The 23,004-nt window shown below is 68.9% G+C and carries 21 protein-coding genes and 2 pseudogenes; 12 read left to right on the top strand and 11 right to left on the bottom strand.

The genetic code is table 11. The features are described 5' to 3' along the window. The first annotated feature begins 10 nt into the window (after positions 1-10). Together ACXAID_RS02165 and ACXAID_RS02170 are read left to right on the top strand one after the other, a co-directional pair. Positions 11-1,114 carry an MCE family protein gene (locus ACXAID_RS02165; protein ID WP_475020563.1) on the top strand — a complete coding sequence of 368 codons (1,104 nt, stop codon included), beginning with the start codon at positions 11-13 and terminating at the stop codon, positions 1,112-1,114. Continuing rightward, positions 1,115-2,431 carry an MCE family protein gene (locus tag ACXAID_RS02170; protein ID WP_475020533.1) on the top strand — a complete coding sequence of 439 codons (1,317 nt, stop codon included), beginning with the start codon at positions 1,115-1,117 and terminating at the stop codon, positions 2,429-2,431. A gap of 107 nt (positions 2,432-2,538) precedes the next feature. On the opposite strand, the gene ACXAID_RS02175 is transcribed toward ACXAID_RS02170, so the two are convergent. The 3 genes from ACXAID_RS02175 to ACXAID_RS02185 are packed head-to-tail and all read right to left on the bottom strand — an operon-like array spanning position 2,539 to position 4,375. Then, positions 2,539-2,733: a ferredoxin gene (locus tag ACXAID_RS02175; protein WP_475020534.1), complete on the bottom strand. Its 195-nt coding sequence runs from the start codon at positions 2,731-2,733 to the stop codon at positions 2,539-2,541. Beyond that, on the bottom strand, positions 2,730-3,143 hold the full coding sequence (locus ACXAID_RS02180) for a nuclear transport factor 2 family protein (protein ID WP_475020535.1): 414 nt from the start codon (positions 3,141-3,143) through the stop codon (positions 2,730-2,732). Before ACXAID_RS02180 ends, ACXAID_RS02175 begins: the two co-directional genes overlap by 4 nt. Then, on the bottom strand, positions 3,140-4,375 hold the full coding sequence (locus ACXAID_RS02185; protein WP_475020536.1) for a cytochrome P450: 1,236 nt from the start codon (positions 4,373-4,375) through the stop codon (positions 3,140-3,142). The genes ACXAID_RS02180 and ACXAID_RS02185 overlap by 4 nt, the downstream gene beginning before the upstream one ends. 135 nt (positions 4,376-4,510) lie before the next feature. Here ACXAID_RS02185 and ACXAID_RS02190 point away from each other — a divergent pair, with 135 nt between their 5' ends. Further along, complete coding sequence (locus ACXAID_RS02190; protein WP_475020537.1) at positions 4,511-5,695, top strand: LuxR C-terminal-related transcriptional regulator; 1,185 nt, start codon at positions 4,511-4,513, stop codon at positions 5,693-5,695. Positions 5,696-5,762: 67 nt separating this feature from the next. Here the strand turns inward: ACXAID_RS02190 and ACXAID_RS02195 are convergent, their stop codons facing one another. From ACXAID_RS02195 to ACXAID_RS02215, 5 genes are all read right to left on the bottom strand, one after another. After that, positions 5,763-6,071 carry a hypothetical protein gene (locus ACXAID_RS02195; RefSeq protein ID WP_475020538.1) on the bottom strand — a complete coding sequence of 103 codons (309 nt, stop codon included), beginning with the start codon at positions 6,069-6,071 and terminating at the stop codon, positions 5,763-5,765. Between the two features lie 136 nt (positions 6,072-6,207). Continuing rightward, positions 6,208-7,170 carry a Gfo/Idh/MocA family protein gene (locus ACXAID_RS02200; protein WP_475020539.1) on the bottom strand — a complete coding sequence of 321 codons (963 nt, stop codon included), beginning with the start codon at positions 7,168-7,170 and terminating at the stop codon, positions 6,208-6,210. Beyond that, the gene (locus ACXAID_RS02205; protein ID WP_475020540.1) at positions 7,167-8,048 is read right to left on the bottom strand and encodes a sugar phosphate isomerase/epimerase family protein; all 882 of its coding nucleotides are present in this window, start codon (positions 8,046-8,048) and stop codon (positions 7,167-7,169) included. Before ACXAID_RS02205 ends, ACXAID_RS02200 begins: the two co-directional genes overlap by 4 nt. After that, positions 8,045-9,073 (bottom strand): Gfo/Idh/MocA family protein, encoded by a 1,029-nt coding sequence (locus tag ACXAID_RS02210; protein WP_475020541.1) that lies wholly within the window; start codon positions 9,071-9,073, stop codon positions 8,045-8,047. The genes ACXAID_RS02205 and ACXAID_RS02210 overlap by 4 nt, the downstream gene beginning before the upstream one ends. After that, the gene (locus ACXAID_RS02215) at positions 9,070-10,251 is read right to left on the bottom strand and encodes a phytanoyl-CoA dioxygenase family protein (RefSeq protein WP_475020542.1); all 1,182 of its coding nucleotides are present in this window, start codon (positions 10,249-10,251) and stop codon (positions 9,070-9,072) included. Before ACXAID_RS02215 ends, ACXAID_RS02210 begins: the two co-directional genes overlap by 4 nt. Positions 10,252-10,330: 79 nt before the next feature. On the opposite strand from ACXAID_RS02215, the gene ACXAID_RS02220 reads away from it, so the two are divergent. From ACXAID_RS02220 to ACXAID_RS02245, 6 genes and pseudogenes are all read left to right on the top strand, one after another. Beyond that, positions 10,331-11,341 carry a LacI family DNA-binding transcriptional regulator gene (locus ACXAID_RS02220; RefSeq protein WP_475020543.1) on the top strand — a complete coding sequence of 337 codons (1,011 nt, stop codon included), beginning with the start codon at positions 10,331-10,333 and terminating at the stop codon, positions 11,339-11,341. 361 nt (positions 11,342-11,702) lie between these two features. Then, the gene (locus ACXAID_RS02225; RefSeq protein WP_475020544.1) at positions 11,703-13,661 is read left to right on the top strand and encodes a 2-oxoacid:acceptor oxidoreductase subunit alpha; all 1,959 of its coding nucleotides are present in this window, start codon (positions 11,703-11,705) and stop codon (positions 13,659-13,661) included. After that, entirely contained in the window at positions 13,658-14,773 is a 1,116-nt protein-coding gene (locus ACXAID_RS02230) for a 2-oxoacid:ferredoxin oxidoreductase subunit beta (RefSeq protein ID WP_475020545.1), read from the top strand. Before ACXAID_RS02225 ends, ACXAID_RS02230 begins: the two co-directional genes overlap by 4 nt. 29 nt (positions 14,774-14,802) lie before the next feature. Then, positions 14,803-15,408: a molybdenum cofactor guanylyltransferase gene (mobA, locus tag ACXAID_RS02235; protein ID WP_475020546.1), complete on the top strand. Its 606-nt coding sequence runs from the start codon at positions 14,803-14,805 to the stop codon at positions 15,406-15,408. Positions 15,409-16,557: 1,149 nt separating this feature from the next. Continuing rightward, positions 16,558-16,782 (top strand): annotated as a pseudogene (locus ACXAID_RS02240) (transglycosylase family protein); the annotation flags it as partial. 356 nt (positions 16,783-17,138) lie between these two features. After that, positions 17,139-17,369, top strand: a pseudogene (locus ACXAID_RS02245) (transglycosylase family protein); the annotation flags it as partial. Between the two features lie 172 nt (positions 17,370-17,541). On the opposite strand, the gene ACXAID_RS02250 reads toward ACXAID_RS02245, so the two are convergent. Continuing rightward, entirely contained in the window at positions 17,542-18,687 is a 1,146-nt protein-coding gene (locus ACXAID_RS02250) for an FAD-dependent oxidoreductase (RefSeq protein ID WP_475020547.1), read from the bottom strand. A 142-nt stretch (positions 18,688-18,829) separates the two neighbouring features. Here ACXAID_RS02250 and ACXAID_RS02255 point away from each other — a divergent pair, with 142 nt between their 5' ends. The 3 genes from ACXAID_RS02255 to ACXAID_RS02265 are packed head-to-tail and all read left to right on the top strand — an operon-like array spanning position 18,830 to position 21,305. Beyond that, positions 18,830-19,372, top strand: a complete 543-nt coding sequence (locus ACXAID_RS02255; RefSeq protein ID WP_475020548.1) for a dimethylamine monooxygenase subunit DmmA family protein — start codon at positions 18,830-18,832, stop codon at positions 19,370-19,372. Beyond that, positions 19,369-20,331 (top strand): PDR/VanB family oxidoreductase, encoded by a 963-nt coding sequence (locus tag ACXAID_RS02260; RefSeq protein WP_475020549.1) that lies wholly within the window; start codon positions 19,369-19,371, stop codon positions 20,329-20,331. The genes ACXAID_RS02255 and ACXAID_RS02260 overlap by 4 nt, the downstream gene beginning before the upstream one ends. Further along, positions 20,328-21,305 (top strand): heme-dependent oxidative N-demethylase family protein, encoded by a 978-nt coding sequence (locus ACXAID_RS02265; RefSeq protein WP_475020550.1) that lies wholly within the window; start codon positions 20,328-20,330, stop codon positions 21,303-21,305. Before ACXAID_RS02260 ends, ACXAID_RS02265 begins: the two co-directional genes overlap by 4 nt. Positions 21,306-21,390: 85 nt before the next feature. Here ACXAID_RS02265 and ACXAID_RS02270 read toward each other — a convergent pair whose 3' ends face one another. Both ACXAID_RS02270 and ACXAID_RS02275 read right to left on the bottom strand, forming a co-directional pair. After that, entirely contained in the window at positions 21,391-21,609 is a 219-nt protein-coding gene (locus ACXAID_RS02270; RefSeq protein WP_475020551.1) for a hypothetical protein, read from the bottom strand. Then, a complete protein-coding gene (locus ACXAID_RS02275) occupies positions 21,610-22,947 on the bottom strand; it encodes an ammonium transporter (RefSeq protein WP_475020552.1) in 1,338 nt (445 codons plus the stop codon). It lies immediately after the preceding gene. Positions 22,948-23,004: the final 57 nt, after the last annotated feature.

Raw genomic sequence — 23,004 nt, forward strand, 5'->3', positions numbered from 1 at the left:
GGCCGCCGTCATCGCCGCGGTGGTCGGACTCGCCGCCACCGGCTGCGCCGAATGGCGGGGACTGAACTCGCTGCCGATGCCCGGCACCGAGGGCGACGGCCCGGGATCCTTCGTCATCGCCGCCCAGCTCCCCGACGTCAACAACATCCAACCTAACTCGCGGGTCCGGGTCGGCGACGTCGACGTCGGAACCGTCACCGCCATCGAGCGGCAAGGTTGGCACGCGCTGGTCACGATGAAACTCAACGGTGACGTGGACCTACCGGAGAACTCCACCGTCACAGTCGGTTTGACCAGTCTGCTGGGCTCCCTGCACATCGAGCTGGCGCCGCCGGCCGACGCCCCGCCGCGCGGGCGGCTGCACGACGGGTCGCTGATACCGCTGCAGCGCGGGGGCGCGTTCCCGAGCACCGAGCAGACCCTGGCCGCACTGTCGGTGGTGCTCAACGGCGGCGGGCTGGGCCAGGTCCAGGACATCACCGAGGCCTTCGCGACGGCGTTCGCGGGACGTGAGGAAGACCTGCGCAGCACTCTGGTCGAGCTGGACATCTTCACCCGCGATCTCAACGACCAGACCGGTGACATCATCGCGGCCACCGAGAGCCTCGACGATCTCGTCGGGCAGTTCGCGGCGCAGACACCGGTGCTCGATCGCGCCGTGCAGACCATCCCCGACGCACTGGCCGTCCTGAACACCGAACGGGACAGCCTGATCGAAACCGCCGACAGGTTCGGCCAGTTCAGCGCGCTGACCGTCGATTCGGTCACCAAGACCAAGGAGAATCTGACCGCCGAGCTGCGCGACATCGGCCCGGTGCTCGAGGCGCTGGCCGACGCCGGCCCGAGCATGACCCGGGCGCTGTCACTGCTGCTGACCTTCCCGTTCCCGAACGAGACCGTCGAGAAATGGCAGCGCGGCGACTACGCCAACCTGACCGCCATCGCCGACCTCACCCTGAGCCGTATCGACGCGGGCATGTTCACCGGGACGCGGTGGGAGGGCGATCTGACCGCACTGGAACTGCAGTGGGGCCGCACCATCGGCCAGTTCCCCAGCCCCTACACCCGGGCCAACCCGCTGACCGTGCCGTACCGCTGGGATCAGGGGCCGTAGATGAGGTTGGACAGGCGGATGCAGATCCAGCTCGCGGTGTTCGCGCTCATCGCCCTGGTGGCGATGGCGATGATGACGGTGAACTTCATGAAGCTGCCGGCCAAGCTGTTCGGGGTGGGCCGCTACACCGTGACCGTGGAGCTGGCCCAGACCGGCGGGCTGTACAGCGGAGGCAACGTCACCTACCGCGGCACCGAGGTCGGCCGGGTCGAGTCGGTCGGGCTGACCCCGACGGGCGTGGCGGCGGTGCTGTCGCTGAACTCCGGTATCGAGGTGCCCTCGGAGCTGCGTGCCGAGGTGCACAGCCAGTCCGCGATCGGCGAGCAGTACGTGGCGCTGCTGCCGCGCGACGGCGACTCCCGTCCGCTGCGCGACGGCGACGTCATCCCGCGTGCCGACACCTCGACCCCCCCGGACGTGAACACGCTGCTCGCCGATGCCAACGCCGGCCTGCGGGCGATACCCGGCGACGACCTGAGGACGGTGATCGACGAGTCCTACACCGCCGTCGGCGGTCTGGGTCCCGAGTTGTCCCGGATCGTCAGGGGGTCGACCGACCTCGCGATCGAGGCGCGGGAGAACCTGGACCCGCTGATCACACTGATCGAGCAGGCCCAGCCGGTGCTCGACTCCCAGACCCGCACCTCGGAGGCCATCCAGGCCTGGGCGGCGCAGGTGGCCACCGTGACCACCCAACTGCAGAGCCGCGACGACAGCGTCGCCACCGTGCTGCAGACCGGGCCGGGCGCGACCGACGCGGCCCGCGGACTGGTCGACCGGGTGGCTCCGACGCTGCCGGCGGTGCTGGCGAACCTGGTCGGGGTCGGCGAGGTCGCCGAGAGGTACAACGACAACATCGAGCAGCTGCTGGTGCTGTTCCCGCAGGTGGTGGCGGCCGAGCAGGCCGGCCTGGTGGCCAACCTGAACACCAAGCAGGACTACGTCGGCCAGTACCTGAGCTTCAACCTGAACATCAACCTGCCCCCGCCCTGCTCGACCGGCTTCCTGCCGGCCCAGCAGCAGCGCTCGGCCGTCTTCGAGGATGCGCCCGAGCGGCCCGACGGCGATCTGTACTGCCGCGTCCCGCAGGACTCCCCGCTGAACGTCCGCGGCGCCCGCAACACTCCGTGTGCGACCGTTCCCGGCAAGCGCGCGCCGACGGTCGCCCAGTGTGAGAGCGACGAGTTCTACGTGCCGCTCAACGACGGTTTCAACTGGAAGGGCGATCCCAACGCAACGTTGTCCGGGCAGCCGGTGCCGCATGTGCCGCCGCCCGGGCAGTCGTGGGAGACGCTGGTGCTGCCGCCCGGATCCTGACGACGAAGATCCCCCCGGATCCTGCACAACGAAGATCCCCCAGGATCCTGAGGGGGAGGATCCTGGGGGATTCTTTCTTCGGGGGAGAGGATGGATCGTGTTTCGGCTCAGTCCGTTTCGAGGCTCAGTGCGCCCGACGGGCACATCCTGACCGCGTTGCGGGCCAGCTTCTCGTCCTGCGGGCTCAGCTGTTCGGACACCAGCGTCACGAGGCCGTCCGGGTCCTGGTCGAACACGGTGTCGGCGGTCATCACGCACACGCCGGCGGCCATGCAGATGTCGCGATCCAGGACGACCTTCACCGGGTGAACGCTTCCAGCGTCAGCGCCGAGTTCATGAAGTCCCGGAAGTACAGCCACCGGCCCTCGCGCAGCGTGATGATGTGGGCGAACTCCGACTCCCACTCGTAGCCGCTGGCCAGGTGCCGGAACCGTTGCCGGCCCCAGCTGGCCAGTTCGTCGCCCTCGGCGATGAACTTCCAGGCCTCCATCTCGGTGATGGCGATCGACTCGCCCACCTTGGTGAAGAAGGCGACCGCCTCGTCGATGCCCCGGTAATCACCCGCGTACGGGATCGCCGGAACGCCGTAGTAGGTGATGCGCACCTCGGGATCCATCAGATCCAGGGCGGTCTGCAGGTCGCCGGCGGGCACCGCGGCGTAGATGGCCTTGGTGGCCTCGATGTTGCGCGATTCGCGCGTGGCGGTGGTCATGACAGGCGCAGCGGCAGTCGGACGTAGGCGTGGGTCAGCAGGCTCGCGGTCTGCTTGGTGCCCGGATCGTCGGTCAGCTCGATCGTGGAGTAGCGGTCGAGCACCGCATTGATCATCGTGACCACCTCGAGCCGGGCCAGCGACGCGCCCAGGCAGAAGTGCAGTCCGTGGCCCATCGAGAGCTGCTGGCGGATGTTGGGCCGGTCGATGTCGAGAACCTCGGGGTTGGGGAACACCGACGGGTCGCGGTTGGCGGCACCGAAGAACAGCGCGACCCACTCGCCCTTGCGGATCAGCTTGCCGCCGATCTCGACGTCGCGGGTGGCGGTGCGGAACAGCCGCTGCGGTGGGCCGTCGACACGCATGCACTCCTCGACGAAGATGTTCACCAGGGAGCGGTCGGCTCGCAGCCGGGCGGTGACCTCGGGTTCGCGGGCCAGCGCGTGCAGCAGGTTGCCGATCAGGAACGTGGTGGTCTCACTACCGGCCACCACCAGCGTCATGCAGAACCGGACGATTTCCTCGGGGGTGAGCCGCTGACCGTCGACCTCGGCGCGAAGCAGCGCCGAGATGAGGTCCTTGGCGTCCTCGACGTCGTCGGAGGGCGGCTCCTCGGCCAGCCGGGCGGTGTGCTCGGCCAGCCGGGAGGTGAATGCCTCGACCATCTCGATATTGCTGGCCATCCGCTCTTCGGGGGTCAGCGACGAGGACAGCATGAACGCGTTGGCCCACTTCCGGAACCGGACGTGGTCGCCGTCGGGCAGTCCGAGCAGCCGCACCATCGCCCGCGTCGGGATCTCCGCGGCGAAGTCCATCACGTCGACCTCGCCGGTGCCCAGGGTGTCGAGCAGCATCGACAGCTGACCTTCCAGCCAGCCCTCGAGCGTCTTCACCCGGCGTGGCGAGAACGCCTGGCTTACCAGCTTGCGTTCGACGTCGTGCTTGGGCGGGTCGGTGTTGACCAGCATCAGGCTCGGGGCCGAGGAGGCCTCCTGCAGCGGGTCGCGGGACGAGAACGTGGCGGTGTCCCTGGTGGCCGCGAACACCTGTTCGTAGCTGAACAGAGCCCATGCGGTGACGGGCTCGTCGGCACCGGGAACGGTTCCCGGAGGCCAGTCGCGGTAGCCCGGTACCGGGGACATGTCCCGGAGCTGGTCGTAGAGCGGGTACGGGTTCGACACCCCTTCGGGTGTGGTGAGTAAGTCGAGGGCTGGGACAGCTGTGGAAGTCATGCAACCAGCGTCGAACAGTCGGTGCGGCAAATCGATCCCCCGTAGGGGAGCAGTCATGCTCCCGTATGAGGTGAATTGGTCTCAGATCGGGCAATCCGCCCGCAAACCGGCGGGCCTCGGAGGACAGTCTTGGGTGTGACGGTTGCTCCCGGAATCTCCGATACCCCCCCGGTCACCGCTCTGGTCGACGGTCATCATCCCGGCTGGGCGTCACGTCCGGCCAAGGAGTCGGCGGCCGCCCGACGCTACCGGGAGTTGATCGCCGATGGCGACGTCGACCCGTCCGACGAGCCGATGGCGGTCGTGACCGAGGCCGTCGAGGCGAAGGTGACGCTGCTGCGCTCTCTGCTCGAGCGGCTCGGCGACGAGGAGTCGCTGACCGCGCTGGACGCGGTGCTCGATCTGACCGCGCTGGAGCGCGAACTGACCGAGGACGGGGCGCGCCGGCGCACCCTTGCGCTCCTGGGAGTGCAGGAGGGGCTGAGCAAACTGCGCTACGTCGATGACGTCGCCACCATCGTCGACCGGGCGCCGCGCGAGATGGTGGAGTCCTGCGGGTTCGACCGGGCCGTGCTGTTCCGGGTGCACGACGGCACGATGGTGATGGAGTCGGCCTACTTCGGTGAGGACTGCGACGGTGCCGAGAAGATGGTGGCGTTCGCCCAGTCGGTGGCGCCGCCGCTGGATCACATGCTGCTGGAGACCCAGATGATCCGCCGGCATGCGCCGGCGCTGGTCTCCGATGCCCGCAACGACCCGCGGGTCAACAAGCCGATCATCGACTTCTCGCTGACCCACTCCTACGTCGCGGCACCGATCATGCCGACCGGAAAGGTGATCGGGTTCCTGCACGCCGACCGGCTCTACTCGGGCCGCACGGTCGACGAGATCGACCGGGACACGGTGTGGGCGTTCGCCGAGGGGTTCGGATACGCCTACGAGCGCACCGTGCTGCTGGAGCGGATGCGCCGCCAGCACGCCGAGGTGCGGCAGGCGCTGGCCTCGGCCGACGAGGCGGTGCGGGCGCTGCAGGACGCCGACCTGGATCTGCGCAAGATCGAGCCGGTCGAGCGCAGCCCCGCCGCGCAGTCGCTGGCCGACATCTCCACCCGGGTGCTGTCGATGCTGACCCGTCGCGAGGTCGAGGTGCTGCGGCTGATGGCCGCGGGGCGGACGAACCAGCAGATCGCCGACGAGTTGGTGATCTCGGCAGGCACGGTGAAGTCACACGTCAAGCGGGTGCTGCGGAAACTGCACGCCACCAACCGCGCCGAGGCGGCCTCGGCCTACGTGCGACTGGCGCTCGGCCAGGACGACTAGGTCCGGCCGGCGGGATCCGGCGACGACGGGGGCGCAGGGCTCTGCGCGGCCCTGGTCGGTGGCCTGTTCAGTGTTCGTCGTAGTGACCGTCGTGGGCGGCGTGGCGGCAGCCGTCGTGGATGTAGTCGACGTGGTCGCCGTGCGGGACCGCGACGTGGCCGCAGCCGGGGCCGTGGGTGTGGTCGTGGGCCTCGTGCACGGCGTGCTCCTCGGCTGCTGGCTCGCACTCGTCGTAGTGGCCGTCGTGTTCGCGGTGCAGGTGGCCGTCGTGGACGTAGTCGACGTGGTCACCGTGCGGGACGGCTACGTGTCCACACCCGTCGCCGTGCCGGTGATCGTGGCCGGCGTGTTCAACATGGGTTGCGCTGCTTGCCATCTCGAGTCCTCCTTGACGTTTCGCTGGCATGTGCTCATCGCTGTGGCCCGCCGGCCACATGCGGTGTCATATTAGCATATATGCATATGTTGTCCAGGGTCCGCCACCCCGGAGGGACCCGGGGTCAGTGGACTTCCTAGCGCGGGCTCATCCCCGCGGCGCGGTACGCCTCGTCGATCAGGGCCATGTTGGCCACCGCATCGGCGGTGTCCAGCGGCAACTCGGCACCGCCGCGCAGGTGCGCGGCGAACGCCTCCAGCTGATAGGTGTAGGACATCCGCCGGCCCAGGTGTTCGACGGTGGTGGCCCCGCCGGTGCTGACCGTCACCCGGTCGTCCTCGTGCGGCTTGATGAAGTCGTGCACCAACGCCTCTCCGTGGGTGCCGACAATCCGCCAGGTGAACGAGTACTCGTCGTCGACCATCGAGTGGGTGCACCGGCCGGTCGCTCCGGAGGCGAATCGCAGTTCGACATCGGAACTCTCGTCGACACCGGGGTGGCGCTGCACGGCCGTGGCGCCGGTGACCGACGGATCGCCGAACCGGCGCATGATGTGCAGGCTGTAGCAGCCGAGGTCCATCAGGGACCCGCCGGCCAGTTCCAGCGACCAGCGCGGATCGCCGGAGTCCGGGGTGGGCATGCCCATCCGGACCTCGACGTGGGTCACTTCGCCGAGGGTGCCGTCAGCCGCGAGTTCCAGCGCGCGCCGGTTGACCGGATGGAACAGGTAGTGGAAGCCCTCCATCACCGGGACCCCCGCAGCGGTGGCGGCGTCGGCCACCCGCTGCGCCTCGGCGCGGTCGCGAGCGAACGGCTTCTCGGTCAGCACCGGCTTGCCGGCGGCGACCGCGGCCAGGTTCCACGGTGCGTGCAGCGAGTTCGCCAGCGGGTTGTAGACCACGTCGACCTCGGGGTCGGTCACCACGTCCTGGTAGGACCCCAGCACCCGCTCGACGCCGTACTTGTCGGCGAAAGCCCTGGCGCGGTGCGGATCCCGCGCGGCGACCGCCACCAGGCGGTGTCCCAACTCGCGCGCGGGTTCGACGATGGCGCTCTCGGCGATCCGGGAGGCGCCCAGCACCCCGATCCGCAGACTCATGCCGAGACGCCTGCGGCCTGGCGCAGGAATGCGACGCTGGTCAGCACGTCGGCCAGCGGTCCGTCGGCCTCCGGGTCGCCCTTCGGTTCAGCGTCGAGGATGTTGTCCTGCTCCATGACATACCAGCCGTCGAATCCGCTGTCCTCGAGCGCCCGGATGATGCCGGCGATGTCGACGTCGCCGGCGCCCAGCGCCACGTACATGCCTGCCGCGACAGCCTGGGTGTAGGTGATCTCACCGGACTGCACCTTGGCGGCCAGGCCGGCGTCGACGTCCTTGAGGTGGGCGTGCTTGATGCGATGCGGGACCTCGCGCGCCAGCTGCAGCGGATCGGTACCGCCGATCAGCAGGTGGCCGGTGTCCAGGCACAGCGGGATGTCCGAACCGGCCAGTACCCGGTCGACCTCGGCGCGGTTCTCCACCATGGTGCCGACGTGCGGGTGCAGCACCGCAACGATTCCTCGGGCGGCTGCGATCCCGGCGAGCCGATCCAGATTGGCGAGCAGGGTTTCCCATTGCTTCTCGGTCAGCTCGGGGCGCGCATCGTAGCCATCGGCTCCGGTCGCGGCGGCCAGCACCACCACGCCGGCTCCGGCAGCGACCAGGGATTCCAGCGGTCCGGCCAGCTCGTCGGCCGGGTCGCGGTCGTCGTCGAAGAGCACGACCGGCACGAAGCCGCCCACGCAACTCAGGCCGTAACCGTCCAGCAGCGACACCAGTGCCGTGGTGTCGGTCGGCAGGAAGCCTTCGGGGCCCAGTTCGGTTGCGCTGAGACCGGCCTGCCGCATCTCGGTCAGCACCCGTTCCGGTGCCATCTGGTATCCCCAGCCGGGGACCTCGCACACACCCCATGAGATCGGTGCTCCTGCGATCTTCACTGGCTCATCTCCTTTCTGACGGACTCCACGCTCACCGGGACGCCCCGGCGCAGCGATTCGGTGGCCGCTTCGGCGATCCAGGCGACCTCGACCGCGTCGGCCACGGTCGCACCCCGAACCGGCCCGCCGGCAACGACTTTGACGAACTCGCCCAGCTCGGTGCGGAACGCCTCGGTGAAGCGGTCCATGAAGAAGTGGTGGGGTACCCCGGACGGGAACCCGGCCGGGCCGGCATTGGCCGGGTCGGCGTTGCGCACCGGCACCCCCTGATCCCAGCCCGCGACGACGGTGTCGTCGAATCCGTGTACCTCCAGCCGGCAGTCGTAGCCGCGGGCGTTGTACCGCGCTGCTGAGACCACGCCCAGCGCCCCGCCGTCGAAACGGGCCACCACCGCGGCGGTGTCGACGTCGCCGTACTCGGCGAACAGCGGGTCGCCCTGCACGCTTCCGGTGGCGTACACCTCGACGACCTCCTGGCCGGTGACCCAGCGGATCACGTCGAAGTCGTGCACTGCGCAGTCCCGGAAGATGCCGCCGGAGCCCTTGATGTAGTCCATCGGCGGGGGAGCGGGGTCCATCGTGGTGCTGCGCACCGTGTGCAGTGCGCCCAGCGAGCCGGCGTCGACGGCCTGCTTGACCGCGGCGAACGCGGCGTCGAAGCGGCGCTGGTAGCCGACCTGCACCGGTACGCCCGAACGCGCGATGACATCGGCGACGCGGGCGCTCTCGGCGGCCGTCGAGGCGATCGGCTTCTCGCAGAACGTGGGCAGGCCCTTGGCGACCGCGGCCAGCGTCAGCTCCGCATGGGCCGGGGTGGCGGCCGCGACGACCACGCCGTCGACCCCCGAGGACAGCAGCGCCTCGACCGAGTCCGCCGGGGTGGCACCGTGTTTCGCGGCGACCTCCTTGACGACGTCGGGCCGTTCGTCGGTGATCACCAGCCCGCTGACCTGCGGCAGGTTGGTCAGCGTCTCGGCGTGGAATGCGCCGATCCGGCCGAGTCCGATCAGACCGAGAGTGGTCATGGCTTTCTCCGTTCGTTCTGGTCGCGCAGTGCGACGTCGAGGGCTCCTTCGGGCAGGTCGCGAGCCAGCGCATCGAGCACCGTGTCGACCTGACTCGGTGGGGCGAGGCTGCCTATCGGCTGGTCGCTGTCCAGGTTGGTCGGGAAGGCATAGCCCTCGGCGACGGCGACTACCGCGTTCTCCAGCTCACCGGCCGGCCGGCCGGCGGCCCGCATGGCGCGCAGCGCCGGGTAGACCGCGCGCACCATCGCGGTGCGGTCCAGGGCCTCCATCGCCCGGCCGAACGGCGAGCTGATCTGCATCAGGTTGGCGATGCGCCGGACGCCGGCCGAGACGTTGGAGCCGGCGCCGTGGTAGAGCGCCGGGTTGAAGAACACCGCGTCGCCCTTGCGCAGCGGCAGCTGCACGTGATGGTCGGCGAAGTACTCGACGAACTCGGGGCGGTTGAAGGCGATGTAGCCGCCGGCGAAGCGCTGCGAGTACGGCAGCAGCATCGTCGGGCCGCTCTCGACGGGCATGTCGCAGTGCGCCACCGCGCCCTGCAGCGTCAGCACCGGTGAGGTGCGGTGCACATGGGCCGGATAGTCGGCGAGGTGCTCGTCGGCGACGAAGCCCAGGTGGTAGTCGCGGTGCGGGACCTGCGCGGTGCCACCCGGATTGACGACGTTGACCTGCGAGGTGACCTGGTAGCGCGGGCCGAGCCAGGCCTGGCACACCACGGCCAGCGCATCGTTGGCGTAGTAGTCGGCGAACACCTGCGGGTCGTGCAGCGCCAGCTTCTGCGCGGCGTTCCAGATCCGGTCGTTGGCGCCAGGTTTGCCGAAGTGGTCGCCGGCGGCCAGCCCACCGGCGCGCTGCGCGTCGATGAGGCCGAAGAACGCCGTATTGGCCCGGTCGACGACGGCGGGCTCGAATGCCTCGGTGAACACGACCACGCCGGGTCCGTCGGCCAGCGCGCCGATGAGCTCGGACTGCAGCGCGCGCCGTTCGGCCCGGGTGCGCGCCTGGGCCATCGACGGCGCCGAGTACACCAGGACGTTGCCGCGGACATCCGCGGCGTGCGGGTAGTCGGCCAGCTCGGTGTCGCGTTCGATCTGGGCGCGGAAGTCGTCGAGGTTCAGATCACCCTCGTCGAGCCAGGCCCCGGCTTCGGTGGGGGCGTGCAGGGGTGTTGGCATAGCCGATAGTCTTGCTGTGATCCGGATCCCAATCAACGGCAGAAAACCATCAAAAACACCTCAAGAGCGGAGGCTTGGCGTGGCGCACCGGTACAAGGTCCGGGAGATCGCCCAGCAGGCGGGGCTGAGCGAAGCGACCGTCGACCGGGTGCTGCACAGCCGGCCCGGTGTTCGGGAGAACACCGTCGCCGAGGTCAACCAGGCGATCGCCGATCTGGACAAGCAGCGTGCGCAGCTGCGGCTCAACGGGCGCCGCTTCCTGATCGACGTGGTCATGCAGACGCCGCGGCGGTTCTCCGATGCGTTCCGCGCCGCGATCGAGGCCGAGCTGCCCGCGTTCGCCCCGGCGATGCTGCGTGCCCGCTTCCATCTCTGGGAGTCGGGCTCCACCGCGCAGATGGTCGAGGCGCTGGACCGGCTGCGCGGCAGCCACGGGGTGGTGCTCAAGGCCCAGGACGAGCCCGAGGTGGCCGAGGCCGTCGATCGGCTGGTCGAGTCGGGGGTGCCGGTGGTCACCTACACCACCGACGTCCCCGCCAGCGCGCGCTGCGCCTATGTGGGCATCGACAACCACGGCGCCGGGGTGACCGCGGCCTACCTGGTGCAACAGTGGCTCGCCGATTCCCCCTCCGATGTGCTGATCACCCTGAGCCGGACGGTGTTCCGCGGCGAGGGAGAGCGCGAGGTGGGGTTCCGTGCCGGGCTGCGCACCTCGGCGCGCACCATCGTGGAGGTCAGTGACAGCGACGGTATCGACGCCACCAACGAGGCGCTCGTTCTCGAGGCGCTCCAGGCCAACCCCGGCGTCGCGGCCGTGTACTCGGTCGGTGGCGGCAACGCCGCGACGGTCGCGGCGTTCGAGCGACTGGGCCGAGAGTGCAGAGTGTTCGTCGCCCACGACCTCGACGCCGACAATCGGCGGCTGCTGCGCGACGGCCGCATCTCGGCGGTGCTGCACAACGATCTGCGCGCGGACGCCCGGCTGGCGCTGCGGTTGCTGCTGGCCGAGCGCGGCGCGCTGCCCGCCGAGCCGGTGCGCCCGGTCCCGATCCAGGTCATCACGCCGTACAACATCCCGATCCAGGCTTGATCGGGCGCCGGCCGCGGGCTACCGGGCGGTAACCAAAAATAAGGAACGACTCGCTCCGGACATCTGCCAGAAACGTGACGAACAACACACTATTGTCTCATTGTGCCGTATCTCGGGGCGCTGAGCAGTGTGTTCGATTCCGCGACACCTCCGCGTCACCCCCGCGCCTGTTATAGGGGTGCCTAAGAAAGATGCAATAATCGGTACTGACAGTGACACCAAACTTTGGGGCACGTCCACCGACGGTGCGTCGCATCCGCAGTGACCCAGTGGATGACTCACTGGATCACTCAGTGAGCAGCTCGGTGGACGGTCGCCGACACCGGCCCGTCGGGCCGGGAAAAGCACGGAAGGTAGGCGAGTGGGAGAGAACGGCAGTACGGCCGGCAATGGCGCCGCCGGCGCGGCCCGGGCGCCTCGGCAGAAGCTCGAGAAGGTCGTCATCCGATTCGCCGGCGACTCCGGTGACGGCATGCAGCTCACCGGCGACCGGTTCACCACCGAGGCGGCGCTGTTCGGCAACGACCTGGCGACGCAACCGAACTACCCCGCGGAGATCCGCGCCCCGCAGGGCACCCTGCCCGGCGTCTCGTCGTTCCAGATCCAGATCGCCGACTACGACATCCTGACCGCCGGCGACCGGCCCGACGTCCTGGTCGCGATGAACCCGGCCGCGCTCAAGGCCAACGTCTCCGACCTGCCCCGCGGCGGGCTGATCATCGCGAACTCCGATGAGTTCACCAAGCGCAATCTCGCCAAGGTCGGCTACGAGGCCAACCCGCTGGAAACCGAGGAACTCTCCGACTACGTCGTCCAGTCCGTCGCGATGACCACGCTGACGCTGGGCGCCGTCGAGTCCATCGGCGCGACGAAGAAGGACGGCCAGCGCGCCAAGAACATGTTCGCTCTCGGGCTGCTGTCGTGGATGTACGGCCGCGAACTCGAGCACAGCGAGACCTTCATCCGCGACAAGTTCGCCCGCAAGCCCGAGATCGCCGAGGCCAACGTGCTGGCGCTCAAGGCGGGCTGGAACTACGGCGAGACGACCGAGGCGTTCGGCACCACCTACGAGGTGGCCCCGGCCAAGCTGCAGACCGGTGAGTACCGGCAGATCTCGGGCAACTCCGCGCTGGCCTACGGGCTGGTCAGCGCCGGCCACCTCGGCGAGGTGCAGGTGATCCTGGGCACCTACCCGATCACCCCGGCCTCGGACATCCTGCACGAGCTGTCCAAGCACAAGAACTTCAACGTGATGACGTTCCAGGCCGAGGACGAGATCGCCGGCATCGGTGCGGCCATCGGCGCCTCCTACGGCGGCGCGCTCGGCGTCACCAGCACCTCCGGGCCGGGTGTGTCGCTGAAGTCGGAGGCCATCGGGCTGGCGGTGATGACCGAGTTGCCGCTGATCGTCATCGACGTCCAGCGTGGCGGGCCGTCCACCGGCCTGCCCACCAAGACCGAACAGGCCGACCTGTTGCAGGCGATGTTCGGCCGCAACGGTGAGTCCCCGGTCGCCGTGGTGGCGCCGCGCTCCCCGTCGGACTGCTTCGAGATCGCCGTCGAGGCAGCCCGGATCGCGCTGACCTACCACACGCCGGTGATGATCCTGTCCGACGGCGCGATCGCCAACGGCTCGGAACCGTGGCGGATCCCCGACGTGAGCAGCTACGCGCCCATCGAGCGGAGCTTCGCCAAGGAGGGGGAGCCCTTCCAGCCCTACGCGCGTGACCCGGAGACGCTGGCCCGCCAGTTCGCCATCCCGGGCACACCGGGCCTCGAGCACCGCATCGGTGGCCTCGAGTCCGCCAACGGCTCGGGCAACATCTCCTACGAGCCCAAGAACCACGACCTGATGGTGCGGCTGCGGCACGCCAAGATCGCCGGCATCGAGGTCGCCGACCTCGAGGTCGACGACCCCACCGGTGACGCCGAGCTGCTGCTGCTGGGCTGGGGCAGCAGCTACGGCCCGATCGGGGAGGCCTGCCGGCGCGCCCGGCGCAAGGGCATCAAGGTCGCGCACGCCCAGCTGCGCAACCTCAACCCGTTCCCGGCCAACCTGGGGGAGGTGCTCGGACGCTACTCGCAGGTGGTGGTTCCCGAGATGAACCTCGGCCAGCTCGCGCTGTTGCTGCGCGGGAAGTACCTCATCGACATCCAGTCGGTCACCAAGGTCGAAGGCATGGCGTTCCTGGCCGACGAGGTGGAGGGCATCATCGACTCCGCCCTGGATGGGACGCTGGGCGAGAAGGAACTCGAGAAGACCAAGTTCGCGCGGTTGGCGGCGGCTACCGTTGACAGCGCAGTGGGAGCAAACGCATGACGACAGCGAGAAGCGAAGCGGATCGCGCATCAGCACAGCTGATCGGCAGCGACCTGGGGTTGACCCCGGGCGGGCTGACCAAGACCGGCCTGGTCCCGACGACCGACCAGCCGCAGAAGGGCAAGGACTTCACCAGCGACCAGGAGGTCCGCTGGTGCCCGGGTTGCGGTGACTACGTCATTCTCAACACCATCCGCAACTTCCTGCCCGAGCTGGGGCTGCGCCGCGAGAACATCGCGTTCGTCAGTGGTATCGGCTGCTCCAGCCGGTTCCCGTACTACCTGCAGACCTACGGGTTCCACTCGATCCACGGCCGGGCGCCGACCATCGCGACCGGGCTGGCGCTGGCCCGTGAGGACCTGTCGGTGTGGGTGGTCACCGGTGACGGTGACGCGTTGTCGATCGGCGGAAACCACCTCATCCACGCGTTGCGGCGCAACATCAACCTGACGATCCTGCTGTTCAACAACCGGATCTACGGCCTGACCAAGGGCCAGTACTCGCCGACCTCGGAGGTCGGCAAGATCACCAAGTCGACGCCGATGGGCTCACTGGACTACCCGTTCAACCCGGTGTCGCTGGCGCTGGGCGCCGAGGCGACGTTCGTGGGGCGGGCACTGGATTCCGACCGCAAGGGTCTGACCGAGGTGCTGCGCGCCGCGGCCCAGCACCGCGGGGCCGCGCTGGTCGAGATCATGCAGGACTGCCCGATCTTCAACGACGGCTCGTTCGACGTGCTGCGTAAGGAAGGCGCCGAGGAGCGGCTGATCAACGTCCGCCACGGTGAGCCGATCACGTTCGGCGCCGACGGCGAGTACTGCGTGGTCAAGTCGGGCTTCGGGCTCGACGTCGCCAAGACCGCCGAGGTTTCGGCCGACGCCATCGTGACCCACGATGCCCAGCTCGACGACTCGGCCTACGCCTTCGCGTTGTCCCGGTTGTCGGACCAGAACCTCGACCACATGGTGACGGGCATCTTCCGGCAGGTGAGCAAGCCGACCTACGACGACGCCGCCCGCCAGCAGATCGTCACCGCCCGCGAGTCCAGGGCGCATGACACCGCGGCGCTGCAGGAACTGCTGCGCGGTAAGGACACCTGGACGGTCCAGTAGCCCAGCCAGGTGCGCTAACGTCACCTTCTGTGACGAACTCGTTGCCCCTGGCTGCGGTCATACCGGCTGGTGGGGCCTCCCGGCGGATGGGACGCGACAAGGCCACCTTGACGTTGGACGGGCCCACCGGGCCCACCACGCTGCTGGAGCGGGTCGTCTCGGTGCTCGGTCAGCGGTGTGCGCCGGTTTTCGTGGTCGCCGCTGCCGGCCAGGCCCTACCCGAGGTGCCCGCGGTGATCCTGCGGGACGAGGTTCGCGGTAAGGGGCCGTTGCCGGCCACCGGCCGGGGTCTGGCGGCGGCCGCCGAGGCGGGATTCGACTACGCATTCGTGTGCGCGGTGGACATGCCGGCGATGACGGCGGCGCTGATCGACACGCTGGCCGGACCGGCCGAACGGCTCGGCGCCGACGTGGTGCTGCCCTGGGACGGGCGCGATCACTATCTGGCCGGCGTCTACCGCACCTCGTTGGCGGCCGAGATCGCCCGGCTCACCGCGTCCGGGGCGCGCAGCATGCGGGCGCTGGTCGACGCAGTGGACACCCAGCGCATCGTGCTGCCGGAAAACCAGGCGGCGCTGGCCAACGTCAACACCCCGACCGATCTGGCGGCCATGGTTCCCCCGCGATTGGCGTAGCAAATTTGCTGTCTGCGCCCCGGTTATCTCTTTGTGATACGCCGCAATCATTGATCCAGAATTCGGGTTCCGTTATTTCGTAATAAGAAATGGCTATTGTTTGTATTCAATACGGCCGAATTGTGCGCATTTCCCGGCGATGTGGGCGTAAACTGCTGTGCGCCAGCGATGTTCAACTTCCACACCGTCCGGGACGACCCAATTCGAGTGCCCGCTGCCGCCGATTCCGGGTGATGCGCGCGTGCCCTACTGCGGAATTGGCCACCGACGTTGTGGCGCTGGGAGCTTCGGCATGCGGTAGGCGCTCGGGACTGGGGCGCCCAGCGCGGTCCTGACTCGCCGGAAACTCCAAAATAGTTGCAGTGCAGGCTATGTCGTCAGTCGATGACTCGTGCATCACCGCGACGCCCTGCCGCGGCCGGCGGGGCCATCGGGTGCCCGCTCGAGCGACTCTGCGCCGGAAGACGCTGTGGGACAGGGCTGCCGGGCAGTGGCGAGGGTTGGTGGCCGAAGTGGGCGATTCAGCGAACCGCATCCGGGCCGGTGCGGCTCTGGTTGCTCCGTTTGTGGCTCTGGAGTGCGGATTTGGCGCGTTTCGGCCCTGGTGGGCGGGGTTTTCGGTGCCGCAGGTCACAAAATGCAGGTGATTTGACTCACATCGGCTGAGGGGGGCGCCGGGTTCACGGCGGTGCGGATCCACCCTTTGACCTGCAGCGACCATTCGTACCACCGCTTGTGATCATTCCGTGATCTGTTCGCGACATGAGCTCCATCGATATGACTTTGTCCAGACGAGTTTGTACGGTCTGGTGCAGCTTCGCACGGAGCAAATAATCCAAAACACGAACCAGCGTGTGTGTGGGGTTGTCGCGAGCCCGATCGGGCTCGTGGCGACGGTCGGGCCTCTGCCCGGCCGGGCGGACTCCGGCCTCCCACTGCCGCACCCGACCGAGACGGTGCGGCCCAACCACCTCGCCTGACCACAGGTGTGCAAGCCCGCGCATCCACGCGGGTGGGCTCGGCGCGCGCTTTTCGAAAGGATCGACGTTGAAGAACATCCGCAAGACGCTCGGGCTGGCCACCTTCGCCGGAGCGCTGGCAGTTGCGCCCATGGCCCTGGCGACCGGTACCGCTAATGCGGACACCGGCGTGAACTGGGACGCCGTCGCGGCGTGCGAGTCCGGTGGCAACTGGGCGATCAACACCGGTAACGGCTACTACGGCGGCCTGCAGTTCGCGCTGGGTACCTGGCACGGCAACGGCGGCTCGGGGATGCCCCACAACGCCAGCCGTGAAGAGCAGATCCGGGTGGCCGAGAACGTGCTGCAGACGCAGGGCATCGGCGCATGGCCGACCTGCGGTGGGCGCGGCTAGTCCCAAGCGCAATAGAGGCAGTAGAGGCGGTGCCGACTTCGGTCGGCGCCGCCTCTCGCCGTTTGGGGGCGCATTCGGCTCAATTGCCTCAGAGGCCTCTTACGCCAGCTAAGTAACGAATAAAACTTTTGACGCTTGCGTAACACGTGACCCTTCTCACCCGAAAGACTGGACATCCGCAGCGTGGAACGCAGCATCGCTTCGCTCGCGGGCCTTGAGTCACAAACGGTCGGGGAAGGACCGCAGAGATGAACATTCGCAAGATTGTCAGCAAGGGCCTCATCGCCACCGCGTTCTCCGCAGCGATGGCCGTCGTGCCGATGGCGCTGTCCGAGGACGGCATGGCGACCGCCAAAGCCGATTCGGTGAACTGGGACGCCATCGCGCAGTGCGAGTCGGGCGGCAACTGGTCGATCAACACCGGCAACGGTCACTACGGCGGCCTGCAGTTCAAGCAGGCGACCTGGAACGGCAACGGCGGGTCCGGCATGCCGCACACCGCCAGCCGTGCGGAGCAGATCCGGGTGGCCGAGAACGTGCTGCAGTCGCAGGGCATCGGCGCATGGCCGACGTGCGGCGCCAAGGGCATGGCCGCGCAGGTCTGGGGCAACCCGGCCACCACCGCTCCGTTCGCCACCCCGGCCACCCGGCCGGTTCGGGCCACCGGCTGCCAGGCGATGCCGACCTCGGTGTTCGGCGGCATCGTCGACCTGCGCAAGATGTGCACCGCCCTGACCGGCGGGCGCTGACAAGCACCCGTCAGGGCGGTGCGAAGGCCGAGCGGGCCGCGATCGTCGCCAGGTGACGGGTCACCACGGTTTCGGGGATCAGCGCCGAGGCGCGGCTGGCCGCGCCGGACAGCAGTGCCGGGCGCAGGTTGACCAGCCGGCCGATCATCGCGGACTCGCGGACCAGCCGGCGCGCCCGGCGGCGGCGGAACGCGCCGAACCGCCCGAATGCGGTCGGCAGGTCCGCGGACAGGTCGACGAAGCGGGCCAGGATCACCGCGTCCTCGAGCCCCTGGCAGCCGCCCTGCCCCAGATGCGGTCGCATCGGGTGGGCGGCGTCGCCGACGAGCACCACCGGGCCGCGCGACCATCGCCGGGGCTGGGCTCGGTCGTAGAGATCGTTGCGCAGCAGGTGCGCAGGGTCGGTCGCGGCGATCAGCTGGGGAATCGGCTGCGCCCAGGTGGCGAGCTTGGCGCTCAGGTGGCGGTGCTCACCGTCCGGCGCCCGGGCGCCCTCCGGGGCACGTTCGGTGGCGAACCAGTAGGTGTGGCCGGCGTCGAGCGGAACGTGGCCCACCTCGGTTCCCGGCCCCATGGTCTCCCCGGCCAGGTCCGGGTCCAGCGCCAGTACCGCGACCCCGCGCCACGCCGTGTATCCGGCATAGCTGATGGCCAGCGGCCCGTTGAGGGTGCGGGCCACCATCGAGTTCACCCCGTCGGCGCCGACCACGGCGTCGGTCTCGTGCGCGGTGCCGTCGGCCAGCCGGATCCGCACCGACCGGGCCTGCTGCTCGAGCGCGACGGCGGCCGCTCCGGACCGGATCGCGCCGACGGGTAGAGCCGCCGTCAGCACTTCGGTCAGCGCCGAGCGCCGGATCACCACCAGGGGCTCTCCCAGCGCGTCGACGATGCGCTGCGGGGTCGGCCGGCGCAACCAGGCGCCGTCACGCCAGCGGATCGCCCCTCCGGTCACCCGGCCACCGGCGCTGCGCACCGGGTCGCCGAGGCCGATCTCGTCGAGGGCGGCCAGCGCGTTGGGCCAGATCGAGATCCCGGCGCCCGAGGAGGTGTCGGTGCGCTGTTCGAGCACCGTCACCTGATGTCCGGTCCGGTGCAGCGCCACCGCGGTGGCCAGCCCGGCGATGCCGGCTCCGACGACGGTGATGTGGGCGGGCATCCAGGGACAGTATCCGTCGCCGCGGCAGCCCTCCCGCCAGCACATGTCAAACGGACGAGACAGCCAGGTCACATGCGCGAAACGCAACACTGGTTTCCTGAAGGGCAACGTTGTCAACCGCTGGTATACCCGGAAGGTGTCCATGAGCCCTGCCCTCGAGCTGACGAGCGTTCCCGCCTGGGCGACCACTCCCACCCAGCCGGACGCCGACACCACCGGACGCTGGTGGACCGTCGTCGCGTTCGGAGCCGCCGGCGCCGAGGTGGCCTGCACGTGGGAGTCGCAACTCGGTGCCGGTGGCCGCCGACCTGCCGTCCGGACCCACGAACTGGCCGCCGACGACCACGACGGCGCGCGAGCCGCGCTGGCCGCCGACCTCGCCGGTGCCCGGGTGGGCTGGCGGTTGATGATGGCCGGCCCGGCCGATTCCTGCCTGCGGCTGCGGGCGGCTGCGATGGAGGCCGGGGTGGCCGATGACGAGATCACGGTCGCCTCCACCGATGTGCGCGGCCGCGCGGTGCAGTGCGTGCACTGCCGCACGGTCACCACCGCGGCGGTCGAACTGTCCGAGGTGTTGCCGTGCAGCGGCTGTGGCCGCAACCTGCTCGTCTACTACCACGTCTCGCGGCGCCAGGCTGCGCACCTGGGATACATGGTCGACGCCGAGGAACAGGGCGTCCGGTGAGCGCCGACGCGAGCACCCTCAAGCTGGTCGTCACCGCGATCGACGACTCGGTGGCCGACATCCGGACCCTGACCCTGACCCACCCCGACGGCGCGCCGCTGCCGTCCTTCCCGCCGGGCAGCCACATCGTCGTCGAATGTGGCCGAGCAGGCCGCGCGGCGAACTCCTACTCGCTGACCGGGGACGGCATCGCGCCCGAGGCGTACGTGATCTCGGTGCTGCGCTGCCCGGCCGACGCGGGGGGATCCGGTGGATCGGAATGGATCCACGACGAGCTGGCGGTGGGTGACAGCGTCGTCACCCGCCTGCCTCGTAGCGCGTTCGCCCCCGTCCTGCGCGCCCGCCGGCATCTGCTCGTCGCCGCGGGCATCGGCATCACCCCGATGGTGTCGCACCTGCGCAGCGCCCGGCTCTGGGGTCGCGACGCCCGGCTGCTCTACATCCACCGGGAGGGCCGCGGCGCGTACGTCGACGAGATCGGCTCGCTGACCGAGCATGCCGCCATCCACACCCGCCGAAGCGAATTCACCGCCGAACTGATGAGTAGCCTGGCCGATCAACCCTTCGGCACCCATCTCTACGTGTGCGGCCCCGCGGCGTTCATCGAATTCGTCACCGAGTCGGCCGAAGAGCTGGGCTGGCCGCCCAGCCGCATCCACGTGGAGCACTTCGGGGCCGCCCTCGATGCCGGAGAGCCGTTCGCGGTGCGCATCGCCTCGACCGGCGACGAGTTCACCGTCGAGTCCGGGGTGTCACTGCTCGAGGCGCTGGAAAGCCGTGGCTACGACATCCCGAACCTGTGCCGGCGCGGCGTGTGCGGAGAGTGCCGGCTGCCCGTGTCGGCCGGTGACCTCACCCACCGCGACCTGTTCCTCAGCGACGGCGAGAAGCAGGCCGGCGACTCACTGATGGCCTGCGTGTCCCGTGCGGGCACCGAAACCCTGGAGTTGAACCTGTGATCTCAGCACCCGACCTGATCGAGACCTTTCCCTTCCCGTTCGTGGCCGACTCCTACCGGTACAGCACCAACGTCGAGCCCGCCGGGTCGACGGTGCACACCCCGGCCGGCCGGTGGGGCGAGCGTGTCGTCGACGTCGACACCGAATACGAGCACGAACTGGCCGAGCGTGCCGAGATCCTGGCGGCCGACCCCACCCGCTACGCGGTGCTGCCCCACATGCGCGCGGCCTGCTGGGACGCGACGCTGACGCTGATGCGCGAGCTGGCGTCGGCCTACCCGGAGACGATGTCGCTGCAGCGCCACGGCAGCGGATGGCGTTGGCGCAACGACCGATTGGGCATCGTCGAGGACTTCGTGATCGGCGACGACAGCACGCTGCCCGCCGAACCCCTGGCCTACATCGCCGGTCAGGTGCAGGAGGACATCGTGCTGCTCGACCAGCGCGACGGTGACCTGTTCGGCGACGCCGGGGTGGTCACCTTCGCCGCGGACTGGTCGTTCGGATTCGACGTGGGCATGACGTTCCTGGAGATCCACGGGCCGGTGCCGCGGTTACGCGAGACCGGTGTCATCACCCGCGCCCGGGAGTTCCTGATGCGGCTGCAACCGGGGGAGATCTACCGGCGCACCAACTGGACGCTGACCGTCGGTCGCCGCCTCGACGTCTCGACCGAGCGCTACCACGAATGGGGCCCGGACCGGCAGACGATCCTGACCGTCGACGACGACGAGTTCGGCCGGTTGGTGCACCTGCGGGTGGAGGTCCAGCATCTGATCCGGCTCCCGGAGTCGGGTGCGATCTGCTTTCTGATCCGCACTTACATGCTCCCGCTGGCCGATCTCGCGACCTTCGAGCCGTGGCGGGCACGGGCGGCCACCGTGCTGGCCGAACTGCCCGAGGACATGGCCGACTACAAGGGCATCATCGGCTACCGCGACCGCGCGGTGCAGTGGCTGCAGCAGGCCGGCTGACAGGCCGGCGAGCGGCCCCGGCCGGGCGCGAAATCGCCCGGATCCTTTCGGATCCGGGCGATTCCATGTCTGCTCGCCGGGGCGGTCAGTAGACCGGTGGTTCTCCCTCGGCGGCCGGTCCCTTCTCGACCGGAGTGTGCTCGATGATGGCCTTGTACGCGTGGTTCTCGTGCTGGATCATCCGCACGAAGAACGCCACGAACAGAGCCACCGCCAGGATGAAGACGAACCACGTGCCGATGCTGTCGGCGCCGAAGGTGAAGACCACACCCGGCTCGTCGTAGCTGGTGATCGGGCTGAACATTTATTTCACCTCCTCGCCCATGGACAGCACCGCGGTGCCGCTGGTGGACCGCATCGCGGTCACCGGGATGCCCTCGGGGTAGGGGGTCGCCGGGATCTCGGTGAGATCCAGCCCCTGCTCCTCGACCTCCGGCGGGATGCGCAGCAGCCCAACCGACTTCAGCAGTAGCGACAACAGGTAGGCCGGGATGAAGCCCAGGGCGGCGAAGGTGAGCGCACCGACCAGCTGGCCCCAGAACGAGATCGACGGATTGCCATCGGTGTTCGGGTAACCGGCCAGGAAGATGCCCGCCATGATCAGCGAGTAGAAGCCCATGCCGCCGTGCACGGCCACCGCGCCCACCACGTCGTCGATCTTCATCTTGTCCAGCAGCTTGCCGATGAAGGGCACCAGGCCGCCGCCGACCAGCGCGATGACGAAGGTCAGCGCGGGGTGGTAGAGGTCCAGTCCGGCCGCCACCGCGATGACGCCGGCCAGCCCGCCCGAAATCGTCCAGAACGGCTCACCGCGCGACATCACATAGGCGCCGATGATGCCGCCGACCAAGCCCATCAAGGTGTTGAATGCGAACGCCGACAGGGTCGTCGGGCTGCCGTAGATGGTGGCGTAGCCGGTGGGGCCGTAGATCACGCAGCCCATCAGGAAGCCGAAGAACCCGGTGAAGATCAGGAACAGGCCCAGCATGGTCAGCGGCAGGTTGTGCGGCCGGATCGTCAGCGGCGTGCCGTCTGCTGCGAACCTGCCGATGCGCGGCCCGAGGTTGATCAGGATGCCCAGTGCGGCGAAGCCGGCGATCATGTGCACACAGCCGGCCGCCCCGACATCGTGGAAGCCGAGCTTGGTCAGCATCCAGCCGGCGCCGTGCCAGCCCCAGGACGCGCCGATGATCCACAACACCGAACCGACGAACACGGTCAGGATCAGGAAGCCGCTGGTGCGGATCCGCTCCAGCACAGCACCGGACATGATCGAGCCGGTGGTGGCCGCGAACAGGGCGAACGCGCCCCAGAAGATGCCGGAGGCCGGGTCGGCGGTGTTCGGGCCCATGTTCTCGCTCCACGGCAGGGCCGCCTTGGCCGCGTCGTTGAACTCGATGAAGCCGGTGGGCATCGCGTTGTAGAGGAACCAGCCGACGAAGAAGAACGACGCCACGATGGTGGCGAATGCCAGCAGGTTCTTCATCGCCGTGGCCAGCACGTTCTTCGACCGGGATGCCCCGATCTCGTAGGCCAGGAAGCCCGCGTGGATGAGCATCATCAGTGCGATGGACATCCAGTAGAAGAACTCGTTGTTCACAGCGGTCATGGACGCTAGGGCGTCCTCGACTTCGGGTGTCAAGGGGGACCTCCGACCGGTTCAGGTTGGGGACGGTTAGTGGGGGGCAGAGGAAACTGC

Source organism: Mycobacterium sp. ABE4_509 (genome assembly GCF_056160785.1).

Bases quoted from the DNA above. Each gene is read 5' to 3' on its own strand.
- ACXAID_RS02170 (WP_475020533.1), top strand. From the start codon at position 1,115: ATGAGGTTGGACAGGCGGATGCAGATCCAGCTCGCGGTGTTCGCGCTC.
- ACXAID_RS02180 (WP_475020535.1), bottom strand. From the start codon at position 3,143: ATGACCACCGCCACGCGCGAATCGCGCAACATCGAGGCCACCAAGGCC.
- ACXAID_RS02185 (WP_475020536.1), bottom strand. From the start codon at position 4,375: ATGACTTCCACAGCTGTCCCAGCCCTCGACTTACTCACCACACCCGAA.
- ACXAID_RS02195 (WP_475020538.1), bottom strand. From the start codon at position 6,071: ATGGCAAGCAGCGCAACCCATGTTGAACACGCCGGCCACGATCACCGG.
- ACXAID_RS02200 (WP_475020539.1), bottom strand. From the start codon at position 7,170: ATGAGTCTGCGGATCGGGGTGCTGGGCGCCTCCCGGATCGCCGAGAGC.
- ACXAID_RS02210 (WP_475020541.1), bottom strand. From the start codon at position 9,073: ATGACCACTCTCGGTCTGATCGGACTCGGCCGGATCGGCGCATTCCAC.
- ACXAID_RS02215 (WP_475020542.1), bottom strand. From the start codon at position 10,251: ATGCCAACACCCCTGCACGCCCCCACCGAAGCCGGGGCCTGGCTCGAC.
- ACXAID_RS02230 (WP_475020545.1), top strand. From the start codon at position 13,658: ATGACGACAGCGAGAAGCGAAGCGGATCGCGCATCAGCACAGCTGATC.
- ACXAID_RS02250 (WP_475020547.1), bottom strand. From the start codon at position 18,687: ATGCCCGCCCACATCACCGTCGTCGGAGCCGGCATCGCCGGGCTGGCC.
- ACXAID_RS02255 (WP_475020548.1), top strand. From the start codon at position 18,830: ATGAGCCCTGCCCTCGAGCTGACGAGCGTTCCCGCCTGGGCGACCACT.
- ACXAID_RS02270 (WP_475020551.1), bottom strand. From the start codon at position 21,609: ATGTTCAGCCCGATCACCAGCTACGACGAGCCGGGTGTGGTCTTCACC.